The organism is Kitasatospora sp. NBC_00374 (genome assembly GCF_041434935.1).
Lineage (GTDB): Bacteria > Actinomycetota > Actinomycetes > Streptomycetales > Streptomycetaceae > Kitasatospora.
The window spans coordinates 4,314,998-4,333,933 of record NZ_CP107964.1 but is presented as its reverse complement, the minus strand read 5'-3'; the positions used below and the strand labels follow the sequence as shown (position 1 = coordinate 4,333,933).

At 73.5% G+C, this 18,936-nt stretch carries 16 protein-coding genes; 5 read left to right on the top strand and 11 right to left on the bottom strand.

Annotated features, from left to right (window positions below):
- Positions 1-28: 28 nt before the first annotated feature.
- A complete protein-coding gene (locus tag OG871_RS19515; protein ID WP_371498238.1) occupies positions 29-1,756 on the top strand; it encodes a WD40 repeat domain-containing protein in 1,728 nt (575 codons plus the stop codon).
- Between the two features lie 54 nt (positions 1,757-1,810).
- Here the strand turns inward: OG871_RS19515 and OG871_RS19510 are convergent, their stop codons facing one another.
- Positions 1,811-2,587 (bottom strand): DUF3152 domain-containing protein, encoded by a 777-nt coding sequence (locus OG871_RS19510; protein ID WP_371498237.1) that lies wholly within the window; start codon positions 2,585-2,587, stop codon positions 1,811-1,813.
- A 340-nt stretch (positions 2,588-2,927) separates the two neighbouring features.
- Between OG871_RS19510 and OG871_RS19505 the strand changes: the two genes are divergently transcribed.
- Together OG871_RS19505 and wrbA are read left to right on the top strand one after the other, a co-directional pair.
- Complete coding sequence (locus OG871_RS19505) at positions 2,928-3,581, top strand: TetR/AcrR family transcriptional regulator (protein ID WP_371498236.1); 654 nt, start codon at positions 2,928-2,930, stop codon at positions 3,579-3,581.
- Between the two features lie 170 nt (positions 3,582-3,751).
- Positions 3,752-4,360: an NAD(P)H:quinone oxidoreductase gene (gene wrbA, locus OG871_RS19500; protein ID WP_371498235.1), complete on the top strand. Its 609-nt coding sequence runs from the start codon at positions 3,752-3,754 to the stop codon at positions 4,358-4,360.
- A 98-nt stretch (positions 4,361-4,458) separates the two neighbouring features.
- Here wrbA and OG871_RS19495 read toward each other — a convergent pair whose 3' ends face one another.
- Together OG871_RS19495 and fbaA are read right to left on the bottom strand one after the other, a co-directional pair.
- On the bottom strand, positions 4,459-4,872 hold the full coding sequence (locus OG871_RS19495; RefSeq protein ID WP_371498234.1) for a DUF3151 domain-containing protein: 414 nt from the start codon (positions 4,870-4,872) through the stop codon (positions 4,459-4,461).
- 87 nt (positions 4,873-4,959) lie between these two features.
- Positions 4,960-5,982, bottom strand: coding sequence for a class II fructose-bisphosphate aldolase (gene fbaA / locus OG871_RS19490; protein WP_371498233.1), 1,023 nt, complete (start codon positions 5,980-5,982; stop codon positions 4,960-4,962).
- Positions 5,983-6,300: 318 nt separating this feature from the next.
- Here fbaA and OG871_RS19485 point away from each other — a divergent pair, with 318 nt between their 5' ends.
- Positions 6,301-7,026, top strand: coding sequence for a DedA family protein (locus tag OG871_RS19485; RefSeq protein ID WP_371498232.1), 726 nt, complete (start codon positions 6,301-6,303; stop codon positions 7,024-7,026).
- Positions 7,027-7,151: 125 nt separating this feature from the next.
- Here OG871_RS19485 and OG871_RS19480 read toward each other — a convergent pair whose 3' ends face one another.
- The 5 genes from OG871_RS19480 to OG871_RS19460 all read right to left on the bottom strand — a co-directional run bounded on the left by OG871_RS19480 (position 7,152) and on the right by OG871_RS19460 (position 13,079).
- A complete protein-coding gene (locus OG871_RS19480; RefSeq protein ID WP_371498231.1) occupies positions 7,152-8,975 on the bottom strand; it encodes an alkyl/aryl-sulfatase in 1,824 nt (607 codons plus the stop codon).
- Positions 8,976-9,133: 158 nt separating this feature from the next.
- Positions 9,134-9,673, bottom strand: coding sequence for an orotate phosphoribosyltransferase (gene pyrE, locus OG871_RS19475; protein ID WP_371498230.1), 540 nt, complete (start codon positions 9,671-9,673; stop codon positions 9,134-9,136).
- Between the two features lie 46 nt (positions 9,674-9,719).
- Complete coding sequence (locus OG871_RS19470; RefSeq protein WP_371498229.1) at positions 9,720-10,601, bottom strand: carbon monoxide dehydrogenase subunit G; 882 nt, start codon at positions 10,599-10,601, stop codon at positions 9,720-9,722.
- Positions 10,602-10,729: 128 nt separating this feature from the next.
- Positions 10,730-12,400, bottom strand: a complete 1,671-nt coding sequence (locus tag OG871_RS19465) for a spermidine synthase (RefSeq protein ID WP_371498228.1) — start codon at positions 12,398-12,400, stop codon at positions 10,730-10,732.
- Positions 12,401-12,521: 121 nt separating this feature from the next.
- The gene (locus OG871_RS19460; RefSeq protein WP_371498227.1) at positions 12,522-13,079 is read right to left on the bottom strand and encodes a DUF2617 family protein; all 558 of its coding nucleotides are present in this window, start codon (positions 13,077-13,079) and stop codon (positions 12,522-12,524) included.
- 483 nt (positions 13,080-13,562) lie between these two features.
- Here OG871_RS19460 and OG871_RS19455 point away from each other — a divergent pair, with 483 nt between their 5' ends.
- Positions 13,563-14,156 (top strand): hypothetical protein, encoded by a 594-nt coding sequence (locus OG871_RS19455; protein WP_371498226.1) that lies wholly within the window; start codon positions 13,563-13,565, stop codon positions 14,154-14,156.
- A gap of 10 nt (positions 14,157-14,166) precedes the next feature.
- Here OG871_RS19455 and OG871_RS19450 read toward each other — a convergent pair whose 3' ends face one another.
- The 3 genes from OG871_RS19450 to clpB all read right to left on the bottom strand — a co-directional run bounded on the left by OG871_RS19450 (position 14,167) and on the right by clpB (position 18,847).
- Positions 14,167-15,327 (bottom strand): pyridoxal phosphate-dependent aminotransferase, encoded by a 1,161-nt coding sequence (locus tag OG871_RS19450; protein WP_371498225.1) that lies wholly within the window; start codon positions 15,325-15,327, stop codon positions 14,167-14,169.
- Positions 15,328-15,486: 159 nt separating this feature from the next.
- Positions 15,487-16,047 (bottom strand): YbjN domain-containing protein, encoded by a 561-nt coding sequence (locus OG871_RS19445; RefSeq protein WP_371498224.1) that lies wholly within the window; start codon positions 16,045-16,047, stop codon positions 15,487-15,489.
- 193 nt (positions 16,048-16,240) lie between these two features.
- Positions 16,241-18,847, bottom strand: a complete 2,607-nt coding sequence (gene clpB / locus OG871_RS19440; RefSeq protein WP_371498223.1) for an ATP-dependent chaperone ClpB — start codon at positions 18,845-18,847, stop codon at positions 16,241-16,243.
- Between the last annotated feature and the right edge of the window lie 89 nt (positions 18,848-18,936).

Below are 18,936 nucleotides of genomic sequence, written 5' to 3'. Positions count from 1 at the left end.
CGACTCAGCTGTGAAGGGGGACTCGGCCGTGGGTGGAGACGGGCGCCGGATACCGCCGCTGCGGGCGGGCCGACGGCCGGCCGGGCTGGCCCTGCTCGGCTGGCTCGGCGACGGCCGGGCGCCGCGGCTGTGCCAGGTCACCGGAGCGGCCGGCGCGGGCAAGAGCCACCTGCTGGCCTGGCTGGCCGAGGCCGGCACCGGTGTCGACGCGGTCCTGCCCGCGGCGGAGGCCACCGTGCAGAGCGCGGCCTGGCTGCTGGGCCGACGGCTGGACCTGCTGGTCCGCACCCCCGAGGAACTCTTCACCGCGCTGACCGAGGACGACCGTCCGCTGGTGATCTGCGTGCCGGAGCTCGGCCGGGCCGCCGACCCGGCCGCGCTGGTGGCCGAACTGCTCGACCCGCTGCTGCGGTTGGAACGGATCAGGCTGGTCGTCGAGGGCGCCCCGGAGACGGTCGGCGCCTTCACGGCCGTGGACGGGCCGGCGGTGCTCGACCTCGACCTGCCGCAGTGGACCGACCCGGACCGGTTCGCCGCCTGGTGCGCCGGCGCGGGCGCCGACCCGGCCGGTTACCCCAGCCCCGGTGCGGCCCTCGGCCACCCGGCCGAGCCCGCCGCCCAGAGCCTGGACGAGCTGGCCCGCCTGCTGCCCGCACAGCCGGACGGCTCGGTGGACCCGCTCGCCGCCGCACCGCGGCTGCTGACCGGGCTGTGGCGGGCGGCGGCCCGCGAGGGCGGCGCCGGCCGGCTCCTCGTCGACGCCCGGCTGCTCACCCACGCCGACCCGGTGGCCGTCTCCGCCGCGCTCTCCCGGGAGAGCGGCCGCCTGCCCGAGCTCTGGCAGGCGGCGGCGCCGGCGCTGGTGGCGGAACCCGACCCCGGGGTGCGCGCCGCGGTGCTGCGGACCAGGCTGATCGGGCTGGACGAGGCGGCCGCGGCCCGGCTGGCGGAGGTGGACGCGCCGTGGCACTGCGCCTGGGCGATGTGGCCCAACTCCGCGTTCGGCTGGCCCGGTCCGGTGTCCTCGCTGGCGCTCGGCGCGGGTCCGTACACCGGTCAGCTGCTGCTCGCCGACCCCGGCGGTACGGTGCGCACCGTGGACGCCGCCTCCGGGCGCCCGCTGGCCCGCTTCCCCGCGCCCGGGCCCAAGCCGCTGCGCGGGCTGACCGTGACGGCCGGCGGCAGCGTGGTGCTGCTGGACTCCTGGGGCGAGCTCGCGGTGGTGCCGTCCTCGGCCGAGGCCGACAGCCGTCCGGGCGAGGCGCTGGCCGCGCTGCGGGCCGGGGTCGGCTCCGACCCGAGCGCGGTGGCCGCCGTCGCCGCGCTGCCCGGCGCGCTGCCCGCCCTCGGCGACGAGAGCGGCCGGCTGCACTGGCGGGCGCCGGACGGCGAGGTGCTGACCGAGGGCCCGCACCTGGGCCCGGTGACCGCGCTGGCCGCCACCTGGCAGGGCGCGCTGCCGGCTCTGGTCAGCGGCGGGTTCGACGGCTCGGTCCAGCTGTGGCGGCCCGGCGGTGGTGCACTGGCCGAGGTGCTGGATCGGCGCGGCCGGGTGGTCAGCGCGGTCGCCGCGGCGGGCGGCGCGGACGGCCCGACCGTGGCGGCGGCCTGGTCGGACGGCCTGGTCCGGCTGTACCGGCCCGGCGCGCAACCGCTCGACCTGCGGCTGGGCGCACCGGTCTGGGCGCTGGCGGTCACGGACGGCCTGCTGGTGCTCGGCACTTCGGACGGCATCGCGGCGGTGCGGGCCCGCTGACACCGGCCGCGGGCCGGCGTCCCGTGGAGCGCGCCGGGCCGCCGGGTACCGGGACTACGGGATGCTCGGGCCGCTGATGTAGCTGCCGTCGGCGGTGTACGGCCAGGCGTTGGGCGTGCAACCGTTGAGGCCGTAGATCTGCTGCATCATCGCGGGTGCGGGCTTGCCGGGGCCCGGGCAGGCCTCGTGGCCGTGGCCTATTCGGTGGCCGACCTCGTGGTTGATGATCAGTGCCCGGTACTCCTCGATCGGGCCCGAGAACTGCGGCGAACCCGTCTGCCAGCGCTTGGAGTTGACCATCACCTGGCGGCCGACGTCGCAGTTGACCTCGCCCTTGGTGTCCAGGCCCCCGCTGGCGCAGATCCGGTCGACGGTCTCCGGCGAGGCGATCCTGACGGTGAAGTCGAAGGTGCCGTCGGCGACCAGCTGGAAGCCGTTGCGCCGGTCCGTCGTCCAGCCGCGCTTGTCGGCCAGGATGGCCTGCACCTCGGTCGCGGCGGTCTGCGGCTCGATGCCGATGCCCTCCTCGACCTCGACCTTGTAGCGCCGGATGGTGCCCTTGCCGACGGCCGGGCCGTTGGCGGCGGCGGCGGTGAAGGTGCCGGTCGGGGTGACGGTGCCGCTCGGGGTGGACTGCGGTGCGCCGGACTGCGGCGGGGTGCCGGCCGGGGGGACGGGCGCGGGGTTCTCCGCCACCTGCTCCGCGGCCTCCGACGGGACGGACCGGGCCTGCATGCTCGGCGCGCTCCCGCTCGGCGTGCCCTCCGAGCTGCCGAGGGCCACCGCCGCCGCGCCCAGCACCGCCAGCGAACCGACCAGCGCGACACCCATGCCGAGCCGGCTGCGCCGCCGTCGAGGCTTGGCGCGTCGGCGGCTCCGGGTGGGAGTGCTCCTGGAGGCGGGGGCTGCAGGCACTACGGGCCCTCTCTCTTCGACGACATGGCAGGACGGACCGTCAACTCGGTGACCACGGTGGCGTCGTACTCACCCTCGCACGTAGGTGCGGGGGATGTCGACATACGCGGTATGTATCCCGGCGTCGTGGGCCGGCCCGTCGATGGAGGTGGACGCGGGAGCGGAGTGCCCGGTTCCGCCGCGCGGGCCGCAGGGGCCGGCCGCCGAGGGCGGTCCGATAGGGTTTCGGCGATCCGCGAAACGCTGGGAGGCCCCCGTGAACCGATCCCCGGGGCCGGTCCCGAACCCGCCGGAGCCGCTGTCCGGTCGGCTGCCGATGGCCGGGCAGGCACCGCCCGAGCGGGCCGACGCCGCGCGCAACCGCCTCAAGATCCTCAAGGTGGCGGCGGAGATCCTGGCCAATGAGGGCGCGGAGGGGCTGACCGTGGCCGAGGTGGCCCAGGCGGCGGGCATCGGTGTCGGGACGGTCTACCGCCGCTTCGGTGACCGTACGGGGCTGCTCCTCGCCCTGCTCGACGAGCGGGAACGGCAGTTCCAGGCGGGCTTCATGACCGGACCCCCGCCGCTCGGTCCGGACGCGCCCGCGCGGGTGCGGCTGCGGGCCTTCGTCCTGGCCCTGGTCGACCGGATCCAGGAGCAGCACGCGCTCCAGCTGCTCGCCGAGCGCAGCTCGCCGACCGGGCGGTTCCGGGGCGGCCCGTACTCGGTGTACCACGCCCACCTGGCGTTCCTGCTGGGCCGGGTGCGGCCCGGGTCGGACCCGCGCTTCGTCGCCGACGCCCTGCTCGCGGCGCTCTCGGCGGAGCAGTTGCAGTGGCTGCGGGAGGGGCGGGGGATGAGCGGGGCGGAGATCAGGGCCGCGGTGGGGGACCTGCTGGACGGCTTCTGCGGGCCGGCGGACGACGCCTAACCGGAACTCATTCCGGTTACCCCTTGAAAGCGGAGCGCGTTCCGCTTTACTGTCGACCTGACGCAGTCGGGACGGTCGGGCGGGAAACCCTGCCGCGGGCCGACCCGGGTGCCGCACAGTTGATCAGCGCACGTCCGGCAGCAGCTCATCGCACAGGGGGAGCAACTCTCATGGCCAGCAAGGTCGCAGTCATCTACTACTCCGCCACCGGCAGCGTGCACCAGCTGGCCGAGGCCGTCGCCGAGGGTGCCGCGAAGGCCGGCGCCGAGGTCCGGCTGCGCCGGGTCGCCGAGCTGGCGCCCGACGATGCCATCGACGCCAACCCGGCCTGGCGGGCCCACCTCGACGCCACCGCGGACGTCCCGCTCGCCTCGCACGAGGACCTGGAATGGGCCGACGCCTACGCGCTCGGCACCCCCACCCGGTTCGGCAACGTCGCCGCGCAGCTCAAGCAGTTCCTCGACACCACCGGCGGCCTCTGGTACCAGGGCAAGCTCCAGGACAAGCCGGCCACCGCCTTCGCCAGCGCCCAGAACGTGCACGGCGGCAACGAGTCCACCCTGCTCGCGCTGTACAACACCCTGTACCACTGGGGCACCATCATCATCCCGCCCGGCTACACCGACCCGTCGGTGTTCGCCGCCTACGGCAACCCCTACGGCGCGGCCCACCCGTCCGGGGCGGGCGCCCCGACCGAGGAACTGCTCGCCGCCGCCCGCTACCAGGGCAGCCGGCTGGCCACCTTCACCGACCGCCTGATCGCGGGCCGGCGCGACTGATCTCCGCGGGTGGGCGCGGCCGCGGCGGCCGGCCCCCGGAAAGACGGACGTCCGCCGCCCGGGCGGACCCGGGCGGCGGACGACGTGGTGTCGGCCGGTCAGCCGAGGGTGTCGGCGGCGGTCGGCGAGGAGTCGCGCAGGAACTGCGTGCAGCGCTCGAACTCGTCCTTCTCCTCGATCGCGCCGGCCGCGCGGGCCAGGGCGTGCAGGGCGCGCAGGAAGCCGCGGTTCGGCTCGTGCTCCCACGGCACCGGGCCGTGGCCCTTCCAGCCGGCCCGGCGCAGCGCGTCCAGGCCGCGGTGGTAACCGGTACGGGCGTAGGCGTAGGACTCGACGGTCCGGCCGGCCACGAAGGCGTCGTCGGCGAGCTGGGCCCAGGCGAGCGAGGAGGTCGGGAACTTGGCCGCGACCTCGGCGGGTGTGGCACCCGAGGCCAGCAGCTCCAGCGGGCCGGTCTCGGCCGGCAGGTGGGTCGGCGGCGGTCCGCCGAGCAGGTTCTCGTGAATGCTCATGGGCCCAGTCAACCACTGTCCGGCCAGGGAGTGGACATACCGGTGCCCCCGGGCGGCGGACCGCACGGGGGCACCGGACGAGCGGCCCTACTTGATGCGGTTGCCCGCGGAGCGCAGCTGCTGGGCGGCCTCGAGCACGCGCGCGGCCATGCCGGCCTCGGCGAGCTTGCCCCAGGTGCGGGGGTCGTAGGTGTTCTTCTTGCCGACCTCGCCGTCGACCTTCAGCACACCGTCGTAGTTGCGGAACATGTGGTCCACGACGGGGCGGGTGAAGGCGTACTGGGTGTCGGTGTCGAGGTTCATCTTCACGACGCCGTTCTCCAGCGCGGTGGCGATCTCCTCGGCGGTGGAGCCCGAGCCGCCGTGGAAGACGAAGTCGAACGGGTCGGTCTTGCCGTACTGCTTGCCGATCGCGTCCTGCAGCTCGCGCAGCAGCTCCGGCTTCAGCACGACGTTGCCCGGCTTGTAGACGCCGTGCACGTTGCCGAAGGACGCGGCCAGCAGGTAGCGGCCCTGCTCGCCCAGGCCGAGGGCCTCGGCGGTGCGGACGGCGTCGTTGACGGTGGTGTACAGCTCGTCGTTGATCTCGTGCGAGACCCCGTCCTCCTCGCCGCCGGTCGGGGTGATCTCGACCTCAAGGATGATCTTGGCGGCGACGGCCTGGGCCAGCAGCTCCTTGCCGATGGCGAGGTTGTCGGCCAGGGTCTCGGCGGAGCCGTCCCACATGTGCGACTGGAACAGCGGGTTCCGGCCCTGGGCGACGCGCTCGGCGGAGATCGCCAGCAGCGGGCGGACGTAGCCGTCCAGCTTGTCCTTCGGGCAGTGGTCGGTGTGCAGAGCCACGGTGACGTCGTACTTGGCGGCCACGATGTGCGCGAACTCGGCGAGCGCGACGGCGCCGGTCACCATGTCCTTGCTGTGCTGGCCACCCAGGAACTCCGCGCCACCCGTGGAGATCTGGATGATGCCGTCGCTCTCGGCCTCGGCGAAGCCGCGCAGTGCGGCGTGCAGCGTCTGCGACGAGGTGACGTTGATGGCCGGGTAGGCGAACTTGCCCGCCTTGGCCCGGTCGAGCATCTCGTTGTAGACCTCGGGAGTTGCGATGGGCATGCGAATCCGCTCCTGTCGGTGTGGGGCGATCGGACGACGCTGTCCGATGCTCAATACGCCAGTGGTACGACGTGTGGCACCGGGCCGACGCGACTCAGCGGTACGGCTTGGTGGTACCAGGATCGACGATGTCCATGCGGTACGAGGAGAGGGTGGTCCACGACCGCGGACCGGACACCAGTGTCATCTTCCCAGACTCCGCCCTCGGGACACCCGGCGGCCCGCCACTTGGGACGGGGGATGTCCGCAGGCCCCGACGGTCCGGGGCGGACGGGCACGTGGAAGACCCCGGTAATCCGGGGGCGCTATCCTGCGCGCGTGGACACCTTCAACCAGCTCGCCGTCAATGTGCTCGATGCGAAGTCGCTGATCTCGTCTCTCGGCGCCATCGGACTGCTCGCGATCATCTTCGCCGAGACCGGCCTGCTGGTCGGGTTCTTCTTCCCCGGTGACTCCCTGCTGATCCTGGCCGGTGTGGCCGCCTCCGGCGCTGCCTCCTCGGTGCTCGGGGAGGGGGCCCGGCTGCCGATCGCGGTGCTGCTGATCGGTGCCCCGATCTGCGCCGTCGCCGGGGCACAGCTCGGCCACTTCCTCGGGGCGAGGTTCGGTCCGAAGCTCTTCGACAAGCCGGAGTCCAAGATCTTCCGGCGCGACTTCGTGGTGAAGGCCGAGGAGTACTTCGAGAAGTTCGGCCCGGCCAAGGCCGTGGTGATCGCGCGCTTCATCCCGGTCGTCCGCACCTTCCTGAACCCGGTGGCCGGCACCCTGGAGATGCCCGCGAAGACCTTCTTCGTCTGGAACGTGGTCGGTGGTGTGCTGTGGACCGAGTCCATGCTGCTGATCGGCTACTTCACCGGTGACTCGCTGGCCCCGGTGATCGACAAGTACCTGATCCCGGCGATGGCGCTGATCATCCTGGTCTCGATCTCGCCGATCATCTTCGAGGTGCTGCGGGAGCGGAAGAAGAAGAGGAACGGCGCGGCCGTCGAGTTCGACGAGGAGCAGCAGCACTCGGTGGCCGGCGGTCGCCACCGCAAGGGCTGAGACACGACACGGAGCCCCGGACACCCCACGGCGGGTGTCCGGGGCTCCGTCGTCCGCCCGTGCGGCGCCGGCCCGTGCGTCCCGGTCCGGACACCGTGGGCCCGGGCCGGGACCCGCGGCGGGAGTCAGGGCGTGACGATCGGGAAGTCGGTCTCCGGGGTGTCCAGGTAGGAGATCAGGGTGGCCAGCGCGCTGGGGTCGCCGCTGTGTTCGACGCCGTCCGGTTCGGCGCCCGCGAGCAGGGCGAGCAGCTGAGGTCGGGTGAGGGTGAGCGTGAGGGCGGCGGGACCGTCGCCGAGCGGCCGCCCGGCGGGGGCGCTGCGGTGGGTCAGCGCGCCGTTGGAGAGGGTCAGCCGCCAGTCGCGCCGCTGGTCGGTGACCCGCAGGTCGATGGTGAGTGCGGCGTCCCAGGCCCGCGGACCGTCCACCCGGATCGCGATCGAGTCGATCAGCTGGTCGACGGTGAGGGCCGCCGCCATCTCCGGGTTGGCGGGGTCGAGGTCGACGGTGGCGAGCGTCCCGCGCAGCTCCATGGCGGCGGTCAGGTAGAAGTTGCGCCAGGTGCCGTTCTCGGCGCCGTGGCCGAGCCGGTCGTAGACGGCCGCCAGGGCGTCCCGGGCGGGGCGGTGGCCGGGTTCGGCGAAGACCGCGTGGTCGAGCAGGGTCGCGGCGAACCGCAGGTCGCCGGTGTCCGCGTACCCCTGGGCCTTGGCGACGGTCGCCTCGATGCCGCCGAGCACGTCCACGTACCGCTTCGCCTGGGCCACCGGCGGGTGCGGCCAGAGATTGGCCGGGTTGCCGTCGTACCAGCCCATGTAGCGCTGGTAGACCGCCTTGACGTTGTGGCTGAGCGAGCCGTAGTAGCCGCGCAGGGCCCAGGAGCGCTCCAGCGCCGGCGGCAGCTTGATCTCCTCGGCGATCTCCGGGCCGGTGAGGCCCCGGTTGAGCAGCCGCAGGCTCTGGTCGTGCAGGTAGGCGTAGAGGTCGCGCTGCCGGGTGAGGTGGCCGGCGATCTTCTCGGCGCCCCAGGTCGGCCAGTGGTGCGAGGCGAAGGAGACGTCGGAGGAGGCGCCGAACAGCTGGAGCGCCTCGTCGAGGTAGTGCGCCCACACCCGCGCGTCGCGGACCACCGCGCCGCGCAGGGTGAGCACGTTGTGCATGTTGTGGGTGGCGTTCTCGGCCAGGCACAGGGCCCGGTGCTGCGGGAAGTGGAAGTTCATCTCCGCCGGGGCCTCGGTGCCGGGGGTGAGCTGGAAGACGATCCGCACCCCGTCGAGCACCTCTTCCTGCCCGGTGCGGGTGATGTCCACGGTGGGCGGGACGAGGGTGATGGTGCCGGTGGAGGTGGTCATGCCGAGGCCGCAGCCGATCTGGCCGTCCGGCGCCTTCGGCAGCTGGGCGCCGTACATGTAGACCGCGCGCCGGGCCATCGCGGTGCCGGCGTAGATGTTCTCGCTGACGGCGTGCTCCAGGAACCCGGCCGGTGCGAGGACCGGAACCGGCTCGTGGCCGTGCGGCAGGACGCCGCGGGCACCGCCGAAGTGGTCGCCGTGCGAGTGGGTGTAGATCAGGCCGGTGACCGGCCGGTCGCCGCGGTTGCGGCGGTAGAGCGCGAGCGCGGCGGCGGCCGTCTCGGCGGAGATCAGCGGGTCGATGACGATCACGCCGCGGTCGCCCTCGACCAGGGTCATGTTGGAGAGGTCGAGCCCGCGGACCTGGTAGATCCCCTCGGTGACCTCGAACAGGCCCTGCTTGGCCGCCAGCTGCCCCTGGCGCCACAGGCTGGGGTGGGCGGTCGCGGGGCAGTCCCGATCGAGGAACGCGTAGGCGTCGTTGTCCCAGACCACCCGGCCGTCGGCGGCGGTGACGACCGCGGGGGAGAGGGTGTCGACGAGCCCGCGCTCGGCGTCGGAGAAGTCTTCGGTGTCCTCGAAGGGGAGCGTCGTCATGGGCCGAGAATCGCACCGGCCGACCGGTTTGTCCCGTTCTGGCATGGTCCGCGATCCATCGGTCGACGGGCCGGGTACACCGACGGCCGGTGCCGCACGTTGTTTCACGTGAAACACCGGCCGTTGGGACGGACGGGTGAAGCGGACCGGGCCCGGGCTCAGCCCAGGTCGAGGTCGTCCAGGGTGTACGCGGTGACGTACGGCAGGCCGGCCTGCTCGATCGCGGGGGCGGCGCCGCGCTCCACGATCACCGCGACGCCGACGACCTCGGCGCCCGCCTCGCGCAGCGCCTCGACCGCGGTCAGCACCGAGCCGCCGGTGGTGGAGGTGTCCTCGACCGCCAGCACCCGGCGGCCCTTCACGTCGGGGCCCTCGATCCGGCGCTGCAGGCCGTGCGCCTTGCCGGCCTTGCGGACCACGAAGGCGTCCAGCTTGCGGCCGCGGGCGGCGGCGGCGTGCAGCATCGCGGCCGCGACCGGGTCGGCGCCCAGGGTCAGGCCGCCCACCGCGTCGTACTCCAGGTCCGCCGTGGCGTCCAGCATGACCGCGCCGACCAGCGGCGCCGCCTCGGCGTCCAGCGTGATCCGGCGCAGGTCGACGTAGTAGTCGGCCTCCAGCCCGGAGGAGAGGGTGACCTTGCCGTGCACGACGGCCTTGTTCTTGATCTGCGCCAGCAGGGCGTCGCGGTCGTTGCTCATGAGCAGTCAGTCTAGGGGGTGCCGCACGGCCGGGCCCGTCGCGCCGTCAGCGCCGGCGCAGCGCCCGGACCAGCACCACGGCGCCGCCCAGCAGGGCCACTCCGCCGCCGATCACCCACGGGATCGCGCTGCGCTCGCCGCCCGAACCGGACAGCAGGGTCGGCTCCACGCCGCCCCAGCGGGTGGCCGCCCGGGCTCGGGCGCTGTGGGCCGGCGCGGCGGGCGCGTACCGGCCGCGCGGCGGGGCGTGGTCGACCTCCTCGGCCGAGCGCCCGACGATGCTGCGGCGGACCGGGCCGGCCAGCACGGGCTCCGGGTCGTACGGCAGCTCGGGGCCCTGGCCGGTCGGATGGTCGGCGTCGGAGAAGGAGATCAGATCCGAGAGGTCGTCGTCGAGGTCCCGCTCGGCCGCGTGGTCCTCCAGGTACACCACGGTGGCCGAGGGCTCCTCCGGCTCCTCGGGCTCCGACGGCGCGGCCTCGGCCGGCTCGCCCGCGCGGGCGGCGAAGGCGGTGGCGCTGCGCTCCAGCAGCCGGCGCCCGGCGGCGGTCCGCACGCCGGGGTCGAACTCCGACAGCCGCCCGCTCACCGCGGCCGTGGCGGCCAGCGCCAGCCGGGTGCCGGTACCGTCCGGCGCCTCCCGCAGGGTGACCCGGACCGTCACCGCGAGCGTCCCGCTGCCGCGCACCTCGTCGGCGGTGAGCCGGACGCCCAGCTCGTCGTCCTGCCACCCGGAGATGTCCAGGTGGCCGCCGTAGGTGATGGTGGAGCCGCCGATCCGCAGCCTGAACCGGCCGCCGAGCCGATGTTCGGAGGACTCCTCCGGCGCGATCGTCAGGCCCGGCACGCAGCCGGCCACCAGCTCCCGATCGGCCAGGGCCTGCCGGACGGCCTCGGCCGACAGTGGGACGACAACCTCATGCTCCATACCTGCGAGCCTACCGACCCGGTCGGCCGCTGCGGAGACTTGCGACGAGGTTGGACCGCCCGGGAGCTCGAGCGGTACACCAACGGAGCCATCCGTCCGCCGCCCTCGCCGCACCCGCCGCGCGGCCGTCAGCCGACCAGCCGCTGCGGCGCCGGGCCCGCGGCCGGGCGGCGGGCCGCCAGTGCGTCGGCCGCGGCCCGCAGGCCGTCCGCGGTGAGCGAGCGCGGGCGCGGGCCGTCGGGCGCCAGCTCCAGGGCCGGCCGCGTCCGCCCGGCCAGGACGAAGGCGGATGCCGGGGGACGGCGGGTGCTGCCGCAGGCCCGGTCCGTGCCCGGGCCGCCCTGGTACGGGACGGTGCCGAGCCCGGCCGCGCGCAGGCCCGCCTCGGCCGTCCACAGGTCGGCGCCGACCGGCCCGGTCCGGACGGCGATCCGGCCCTGGGGTGCCAGCCGGTGGGCCGCGAGGCCGAAGAACTCCAGGGAGCGGTACCGGGCGTCGCGGGACTGCCCGGCCAGGTCGGAGATGATCACGTCGAAGGGTTCGGTCCCGGCGCGCAGCCAGTTCAGCGGCTCGGCGTTGAGCAGCCGGACCCGGGGATCGTCCAGGGCGTGCTCGTTCAGCGCGGACAGCGCCGGGTCGCGGCGGGCCAGCTCGCTGAGGGCCGGGTCGCGCTCCACCACGAGCACCGAGCGGACCGAGGGGTGCCGCAGCACCTCACGCAGCGCCAGCCCGTCCCCGCCGAGCAGCAGCACCCGGGCGTTCGGCCGCCCCGCGAGGGCGGGGTGCACCAGGGCCTCGTGGTCCCGGTACTCGTCCGGGCCGCACACCACCGGGCGGCCGTCCAGGAAGAGTTCCAGCGGGCCGGCGGGGCCGGTGGCGGGCCGCTGCTCGGGCACCCGCGGGTCGGCCGGGCGGGAGGCGCCGGTCAGCACGATCTCCTGGTAGCGGCTCTGGGTGGCCAGCCGGACCTGAGCGCCGTACAGCGCCTGCCGGGCGACCCGTTCGATCGCCCCGGTGCAGGCCGCGGCCGCGGCCAGGACGGCCAGCACCAGCCCGCAGCCGGTCCACAGCAGCACCCGGGTGCGGGGAGAGGGCTCCTCGCGGAACAGCCAGAGCACCACGGCGGCGCCCGCCACCGCGTTCACGCCGCCGGTGACCAGGGCGCCGGTGGCCTGGCCGAAGGCGGGCAGCAGCAGGAAGGGGAAGGTCAGGCCGCCGACCAGGGCGCCCACGTAGTCGGCGGCGAACAGGTCGGCCGCGGCCCGGCCGGCCTCCTCCCGCCGGATCCGCTGGATGAGCGTCATCAGCAGCGGGATCTCCGCGCCGATCAGCACCCCGATCACCAGCGTGGTGCCGACCAGGGCGGTGGTGGTGGCCCGGTAGGTCTCCAGCCAGGCCCAGGCGGCGTAGAGCGCCAGCACCGAGAGCCCGCCGACCAGGGCGAGCGCGCACTCGACCACGGCGAAGAAGGTCGCCGGGCGGCAGGTGAGCCGCTTGGCGAGCAGCGAGCCGAGGCCCATCGCGAAGACCATCACGGAGAGCACCACCGAGGTCTGGGCCACCGAGTCGCCCAGCAGGTAGCCGCCCAGGGCGACCAGTTCCAGCTCGTACACCAGACCGCAGGCCGCGCAGACGAAGGCGGCCAGCAGGACTATCGGCCGGGCGGACCGCGCGCGCCTCCGGGATCTCGGATCCGTCCGCGCGCGGATCGCCCGAGCGCCCGACTCCCCGGTCGGGGCGGTGTCGGGCGGGGTGTCGAGGTCCGGGTCGGCGGGCTTTCCGGCCGAATGGCTGATCATGAACAAACGCTAGGCGAGAACCGACACCGATAGCTGCACCCATATGGTGGACAGCTCGGACGACGCGTTGACAATTCGCAATCGTGTGCCGGTCGGTGACCCGTTGGTCGGTGTTCGAGTGTCAGCGGACCACGAGCGAGGAGCGGGTGCAGACCAGCCGCCCCTCCTGCGGGTACGCGTGCCAGGTGCGCCAGAGCACCCGTCTCTCCTCGCAGTGGGCCACCAGCGCGGTGAACGCGCTCGGATCCCCCGGGAAGACCCCGGCCAGCGCGTGCGGATGCCCCTCCACCAGGGAGAGCAGCTCCTGGGCGCGGGCGGCGAAGACGTGCGGCGGCAACTCCTCGATCCGGGCCGCGAACTCGTACTCCCAGCCCGCCACCTGCTCGGCCACCCGGGCCGGCAGCGGAGTCCTCCGGCCGGGCAGGCAGGCGACGGTCTCCAGGCATTCGCCGGGACCGGCGGCCAGCACGACCTGGTGCGACGCGCCCAGCAGGCGCAGCTGCAGGGTGCCGCGGGAGCGGCCCTCGGCCGGACCTCCGCCGCCGTCCCGGGCGGGGCCGGACAGGTGGTCGAGGCTCAGGTCGCGGACGGCCAGGGCCGGCAGCGGTTCGCCGCCCAGGCACCAGGCCAGGTCGCCGGCGCGGGTGTCCGTGTAGGAGGTCTGCAGTGTGGTGAGCATGCTGGGGCTCCGCGTTTCAGCTCCGTGCGCGCCGGCCCGTGCAGCACCGGACCCGGCCTGGTGGCGGGGTTGTTCGGAGCTGTGCGGTCTAGGACGCGGCCGACCGTGGAAGGAAGGATTCCGGCTGGAGATTCAGCAGCAGAGAAGCACGAATTCTCCGGGTCCGTCAGGGATTTACCCATCTTTGTCAAGCATTCACCGTTCTGGGCGCAGTGCCGGATCTGATGTGATCGCCCTCGGGACGGACCTTGCTCATTGTGCGCTCCGTGCCTACGCGCACGCGCCGCGCGCGCCAGGTGTGCGCCCCCGTGCGCGGTGGCGTTCGTGACCGGGGAGGGATCGCCGCACTTCCACCGAACGGCGGCCCCGGATCGCGCGGTGGCGGCCCGTCAGGTGGTCGGCCCGACCCGGAGCCACGTGGACCGCCGGTTCGTCCATCCGTTCGGCACGTGGCATGCGGGGGAGCCGAGGGGGAGGCCTGGTTTGTCGATCGACCTACCGTCCGAGCTTGTCTGGATCATGGACTTGACGGGCCTCAACTGGCCCGATGTGGACGAGGACGAGCTGCGCGAGTGGGCCGAGCACGTCCGGGAGTTCGCCCGGGGCATGACGGAGACCCACGACGACACCGATGTGCTGATCAAGAACCTCGGCGGAGCCTACGAGGGCGCCTCCGCCGCCGGGCCGGCGGACGAGGAGCAGCTCTGGAACACCACGCTGTACCCGCACCCGGGGGGCCCCACCGACCCGACGACCGTCGCGCTGGCCGACCTCGGTCTTGACGTGCCGGGGGTCGACCGGCGGTTCGTGAACTTCTGCGCCGGGATGCTGGGCGTGGAGGCGGTCGACGACCTCGGGCTGCTGCGCGAGACCTTCGACCGGGCGTGGCCGGACTACCGCGACACCGTCAAGGCCGGTCTGCTCCACCTCGTGCGCAACAAGCCGATGACGGTGGACCAGTGGTACGGCCTCACCTACGTGCGGTTCCCCGATGAGCGCGAGCTGACCGCCTACCGGGCCCAGGTGTACGCGTACCTCTTCGACGGGTTCGACGCGATGCCACTGGCCCCGCAGTAGCCGGCCGGGGTCAGAGCCGGCGCAGCCGGGCCACCGCTTCCCGGAGCACGTCGTCCTGCTTGCAGAAGGTGAAGCGGACCAGGCTGCGGCCGGCGTCGGTGTTGTCGTAGAAGACGACGTTGGGGATGGCGACCACCCCGCAGCGCTCCGGCAGTGAGCGGCAGAACTCCAGGCCGTCCTTCTCACCCAGCGGGGTGATGTCGGTGGTGATGAAGTACGTGCCCTCGGGCCTGAAGACCTGGAACCCGGCGGCTGACAGCCCGTCGGAGAGCAGGTCCCGCTTGCGGGTCAGGTCGGCGCGCAGGGTGTCGAAGTACGTGTCGGGCAGCCGCAGCGCCTCGGCCACCGCGTACTGGAACGGGCCGGCGCTGACGTACGTCAGGTACTGCTTGGCCGTGCGGACGGCCGCGACCAGCGGCGCGCTCGCGGTGACCCAGCCGACCTTCCAGCCGGTGAAGGAGAAGGTCTTGCCGGCCGAGGAGATCGAGACCGTGCGCTCGCGCATGCCGGGCAGGGCGGCGATCGGGTGGTGGCCGCCGCTGAACACCAGGTGCTCGTAGACCTCGTCGGTGACCACCAGCAGGTCGCGCTCGACGGCCAGCTCGGCGATGGCGGCGAGTTCCTCGGGCGTCAGCACGGTGCCGGTCGGGTTGTGCGGGGTGTTGATCAGCAGCAGGCGGGTGCGCGGGGTGACCAGCGCCCGCAGCTCGTCCAGGTCGGGGCGGAAGGACGGGGCGTGCAGGGTGAGCGGGACGCGGGTCGCGCCGGCCATCGCGATGCAGGCGGCGTAGGAGTCGTAGAACGGCTCGAAGGCGATCACCTCGTCGCCGGGCTCCAGCAGGGCGAGCAGTGCGGCGGCGATCGCCTCGGTGGCACCGGCGGTGACCAGCACCTCGGTGTCGGGGTCGTGGGCCAGGCCGTAGAACCGCTGCTGGTGCTCGGCGACGGCGGTGCGAAGCTCGGGGATGCCGGGGCCGGGCGGGTACTGGTTGCCGCGGCCGGTCAGTACGGCGTCGGCGGCGGCCCTGGCCACCGACGCGGGTCCGTCGGTGTCCGGGAAGCCCTGACCGAGGTTGATCGAACCGGTCGTGGTGGCCAGGGCCGACATCTCCGCGAAGATCGTCGTGCCAAGACCGTTCAACCTGCGGTTCAGCAGCGGCCGCTCGCTCATTCCGGGCTCCTCAGCTCGTCGTCGGGCTCATCTTCGACGCCGTGACCGGTGGGGGACAAGCCCGCCGTGCGCGCGGCGGGCCGGCCGGGCGGCCCGTGGACGCACGACGACCCGCCTCCCCGGCGAGGGGGGACGGGCCGTGCGGGGTGCGCGGTGGGGTCAGTTCTCGTCGGAGGAGGCGTCGTCGCCGCCCTCCTCCTCGCCCTCGATCTCCTTCTGCAGGCCGAGGCGCTCGACGATCCACTGCTCGAAGCCGACCGAGGCCTGGGTCCAGTTGGCGGTGGTGGAGACGAAGTAGTCCAGGTTGACGCCGGTCCCGATGATCATCTGGGACTCGCCGATCAGACGGACCACGCCGTCCTCATGAGTGTGGGTGTAGACCTTCGGCCAGAGGGTCTCGCGGTTCCACTCGTCGATCAGGTCGAGGATCTCGGCCTTCTGCTCCAGCGGGTAGGCGCGGTCGTAGAAGGCGCGGACCGCGAAGAGCTCCTTCTGCTCACCGCGGAACATGTAGTAGACGCGGAAACCCTCCCACGGCGCGGTGAGGTCGCCCTCCTCGTCCACCACGTGCTTGAGCTGCATCTGGTCGAGGAGCTGGGTGACCAGCGCCTGGTCCGGGACGATCACCGGCGGCGGACCGGCCGGACCCCCGGGCTGGCCGCCACCCTGCGGGGGCTTGGGCGCGCCGAACGACGGGATCGAGGACGGGTCAATGCTCACGGGGGGTCCCTTCACGGTTCACGAGGGTGGCTGTCCACGTGGGGCCGCCCTGCTTACCTCTCCATCCTGCCTCATCGGTGGCCCGCGGCACAGGGAGCGCAGGGCTTCGTGATCACGCTCCGGGCGAAGTGTCCGACCGCGGAGCGCGACGGGACCGGCGGGCCCGGTGACGGGGGCCGGGCCCGCCGTCCGGTCACTTCACCAGCGACGGGCGCGAGGCCACGGACAGGCGGTCGCCCTCGTCGTCGCGCTCGACCACCACGGTGTCGCCGTCGTGCACCTGGCCGGAGAGGATCGCCCTGGCCAGCTGGTCGCCGATCGCCGACTGCACCAGCCGTCGCAGCGGCCGGGCGCCGTACGCCGGGTCGTAGCCGGTGAGGGCCAGCCAGTCCCGGGCCGCCTCGGTGACCTCCAGGGTCAGCCGGCGGTCCCGCAGCCGCTGGGCCAGCCGGGCGACCTGGAGGTCGACGATCCGGCTCAGCTCGGCGGTGCCCAGCGGGTCGAACACCACGATGTCGTCGAGCCGGTTCAGGAACTCCGGTTTGAAGGCGGCGCGGACGGCGTCCAGCACCAGCTCCTTCTTCCGCTCCTGGGGGGTGGTCTGGTCGACCAGGTACTGGCTGCCCAGGTTGGAGGTGAGGATCAGGATGGCGTTGCGGAAGTCGACCGTCCGCCCCTGGCCGTCGGTGAGGCGGCCGTCGTCCAGCACCTGGAGCAGCACGTCGAAGACCTCGGGGTGGGCCTTCTCCACCTCGTCCAGCAGCACCACGCTGTACGGGCGCCGGCGGACGGCCTCGGTGAGCTGGCCGCCCTCCTCGTAGCCGACGTAGCCGGGCGGGGCGCCGACCAGGCGGGAGACCGAGTGCTTCTCGCCGTACTCGCTCATGTCGATCCGGACCATCGCCCGCTCGTCGTCGAAGAGGAAGTCGGCCAGGGCCTTGGCGAGTTCGGTCTTGCCGACGCCGGTCGGGCCGAGGAAGAGGAAGGAGCCGGTCGGCCGGTCGGGGTCGGCGATCCCGGAGCGGGTGCGGCGGACGGCGTCCGAGACGGCCCGGACGGCCTCGCTCTGGCCGATCAGGCGCCTGCCGAGCTCCTCCTCCATCCGGAGCAGCTTGGCGCTCTCGCCCTCCAGCAGCCGGCCGGCCGGGATGCCCGTCCAGGAGGCGACCACGTCGGCGACGTCGTCCGGTCCGACCTCCTCCTTGACCATCGAGGTGCTGGCGTCCTCGTCCGCCGCCCGCTCCTGGGCGTCGGTCAACTCCTTCTCGGCGGAGGGGATCTCGGCGTACATCAGCTTGGAGGCGCGCTCGAAGTCGCCGTCCCGCTGGGCGCGTTCCAGGGCGCCGCGAAGATCGTCCAGGCGCTCCTTGAGCTCGCCGACCCGGTTGAGGGACTTCTTCTCCTGTTCCCAGCGGGCGTTGAGGGTGCTCAACTGCTCCTGCTTGTCGGCCAGATCGCGCCGCAGCCGGGTGAGCCGGTCGACCGAGGCCGGGTCCGACTCCTTCTCCAGGGCGAGCTCCTCCATCCGCAACCGGTCGACGGAGCGCTGGAGTTCGTCGATCTCGACCGGGGAGGAGTCGATCTCCATCCGGAGCCGGGAGGCCGCCTCGTCGACCAGGTCGATCGCCTTGTCGGGCAGGAAGCGGGCGGTGATGTACCGGTTGGACAGGGTGGCGGCGGCGACCAGCGCGGCGTCCGAGATCTCCACCTTGTGGTGGGCCTCGTAGCGGCTCTTGAGGCCGCGCAGGATGGCGATGGTGTCCTCGACGCTCGGCTCGCCGACCAGCACCTGCTGGAAGCGGCGCTCCAGCGCCGGGTCCTTCTCGATCCGCTCGCGGTACTCGTCGAGCGTGGTGGCGCCGACCATCCGCAGCTCGCCGCGGGCCAGCATCGGCTTGAGCATGTTCCCCGCGTCCATCGCGGAGTCGCCGCCGGCGCCCGCGCCGACCATGGTGTGCAGCTCGTCGATGAAGGTGATGACCTGGCCGTCGCTGGCCCTGATGTCGTTCAGGACGGCCTTCAGCCGCTCCTCGAACTCGCCCCGGTACTTGGCGCCGGCGACCATCGCGCTCAGGTCGAGCGAGACCAGGCGCTTGCCGCGCAGTGACTCGGGCACGTCGCCCGCGACGATCCGCTGGGCCAGGCCCTCCACGACGGCGGTCTTGCCGACGCCGGGGTCGCCGATCAGGACCGGGTTGTTCTTGGTCCGGCGGGAGAGCACCTGTACCACCCGGCGGATCTCCTGGTCCCGTCCGATCACCGGGTCGAGCTTGCCGTCCCGGGCGGCCTGGGTCAGGTCGGCGCCGTACTTCTCCAGCGCCCTGTAGGTGCCCTCCGGGTCGGGGGAGGTCACCCGGGCGCTGCCGCGGACGTCCTTGAAGGCGGCCAGCAGCGCCTTGGCGGTGGCGCCGTGCCGCTTCAGCAGGTCGGCCACCGCGCCGCCCTCGGCGGCCAGACCGACCAGCAGGTGCTCGGTGGACAGGTACTGGTCGTCCAGGTCGGCGGCGCGCCGGCCGGCCTCCTCCAGGACGGCCAGGGTGTCGCGGGCGAGCTGCGGCGCGGCCACCGTGGAGCCCTGTGCGCTGGGCAGTTCCGCCAGCCGGCGGCGGGCGCCCGCGAGGACGGCGGCGGCGTCCGCCCCGACGGCCTCCAGCAGCGGCCGGGCGATCCCCTCGGGCTGCTCCAGCAGCGCCAGCAGGATGTGCACCGGCTTGACGTCCGGGTTGCCTGCGGCGCCGGCCTGCCGGATCGCGGCGGACAGGGCGTCCTGTGTCTTGCTGGTGAACTTGCTGGCATCCACTGCTGTCGTGCCCCTCTCTGTGGTCTGTCTCTTCCGTGCCGGGCGCTGTGGCCGCGCCGACCCTGCTGACTCCAGCATGCACTAAGTTG

Bases quoted from the DNA above. Each gene is read 5' to 3' on its own strand.
- OG871_RS19510 (WP_371498237.1), bottom strand. From the start codon at position 2,587: ATGGGTGTCGCGCTGGTCGGTTCGCTGGCGGTGCTGGGCGCGGCGGCG.
- wrbA (WP_371498235.1), top strand. From the start codon at position 3,752: ATGGCCAGCAAGGTCGCAGTCATCTACTACTCCGCCACCGGCAGCGTG.
- OG871_RS19495 (WP_371498234.1), bottom strand. From the start codon at position 4,872: ATGAGCATTCACGAGAACCTGCTCGGCGGACCGCCGCCGACCCACCTG.
- fbaA (WP_371498233.1), bottom strand. From the start codon at position 5,982: ATGCCCATCGCAACTCCCGAGGTCTACAACGAGATGCTCGACCGGGCC.
- OG871_RS19480 (WP_371498231.1), bottom strand. From the start codon at position 8,975: ATGACGACGCTCCCCTTCGAGGACACCGAAGACTTCTCCGACGCCGAG.
- pyrE (WP_371498230.1), bottom strand. From the start codon at position 9,673: ATGAGCAACGACCGCGACGCCCTGCTGGCGCAGATCAAGAACAAGGCC.
- OG871_RS19470 (WP_371498229.1), bottom strand. From the start codon at position 10,601: ATGGAGCATGAGGTTGTCGTCCCACTGTCGGCCGAGGCCGTCCGGCAG.
- OG871_RS19465 (WP_371498228.1), bottom strand. From the start codon at position 12,400: ATGATCAGCCATTCGGCCGGAAAGCCCGCCGACCCGGACCTCGACACC.
- OG871_RS19460 (WP_371498227.1), bottom strand. From the start codon at position 13,079: ATGCTCACCACACTGCAGACCTCCTACACGGACACCCGCGCCGGCGAC.
- OG871_RS19450 (WP_371498225.1), bottom strand. From the start codon at position 15,327: ATGAGCGAGCGGCCGCTGCTGAACCGCAGGTTGAACGGTCTTGGCACG.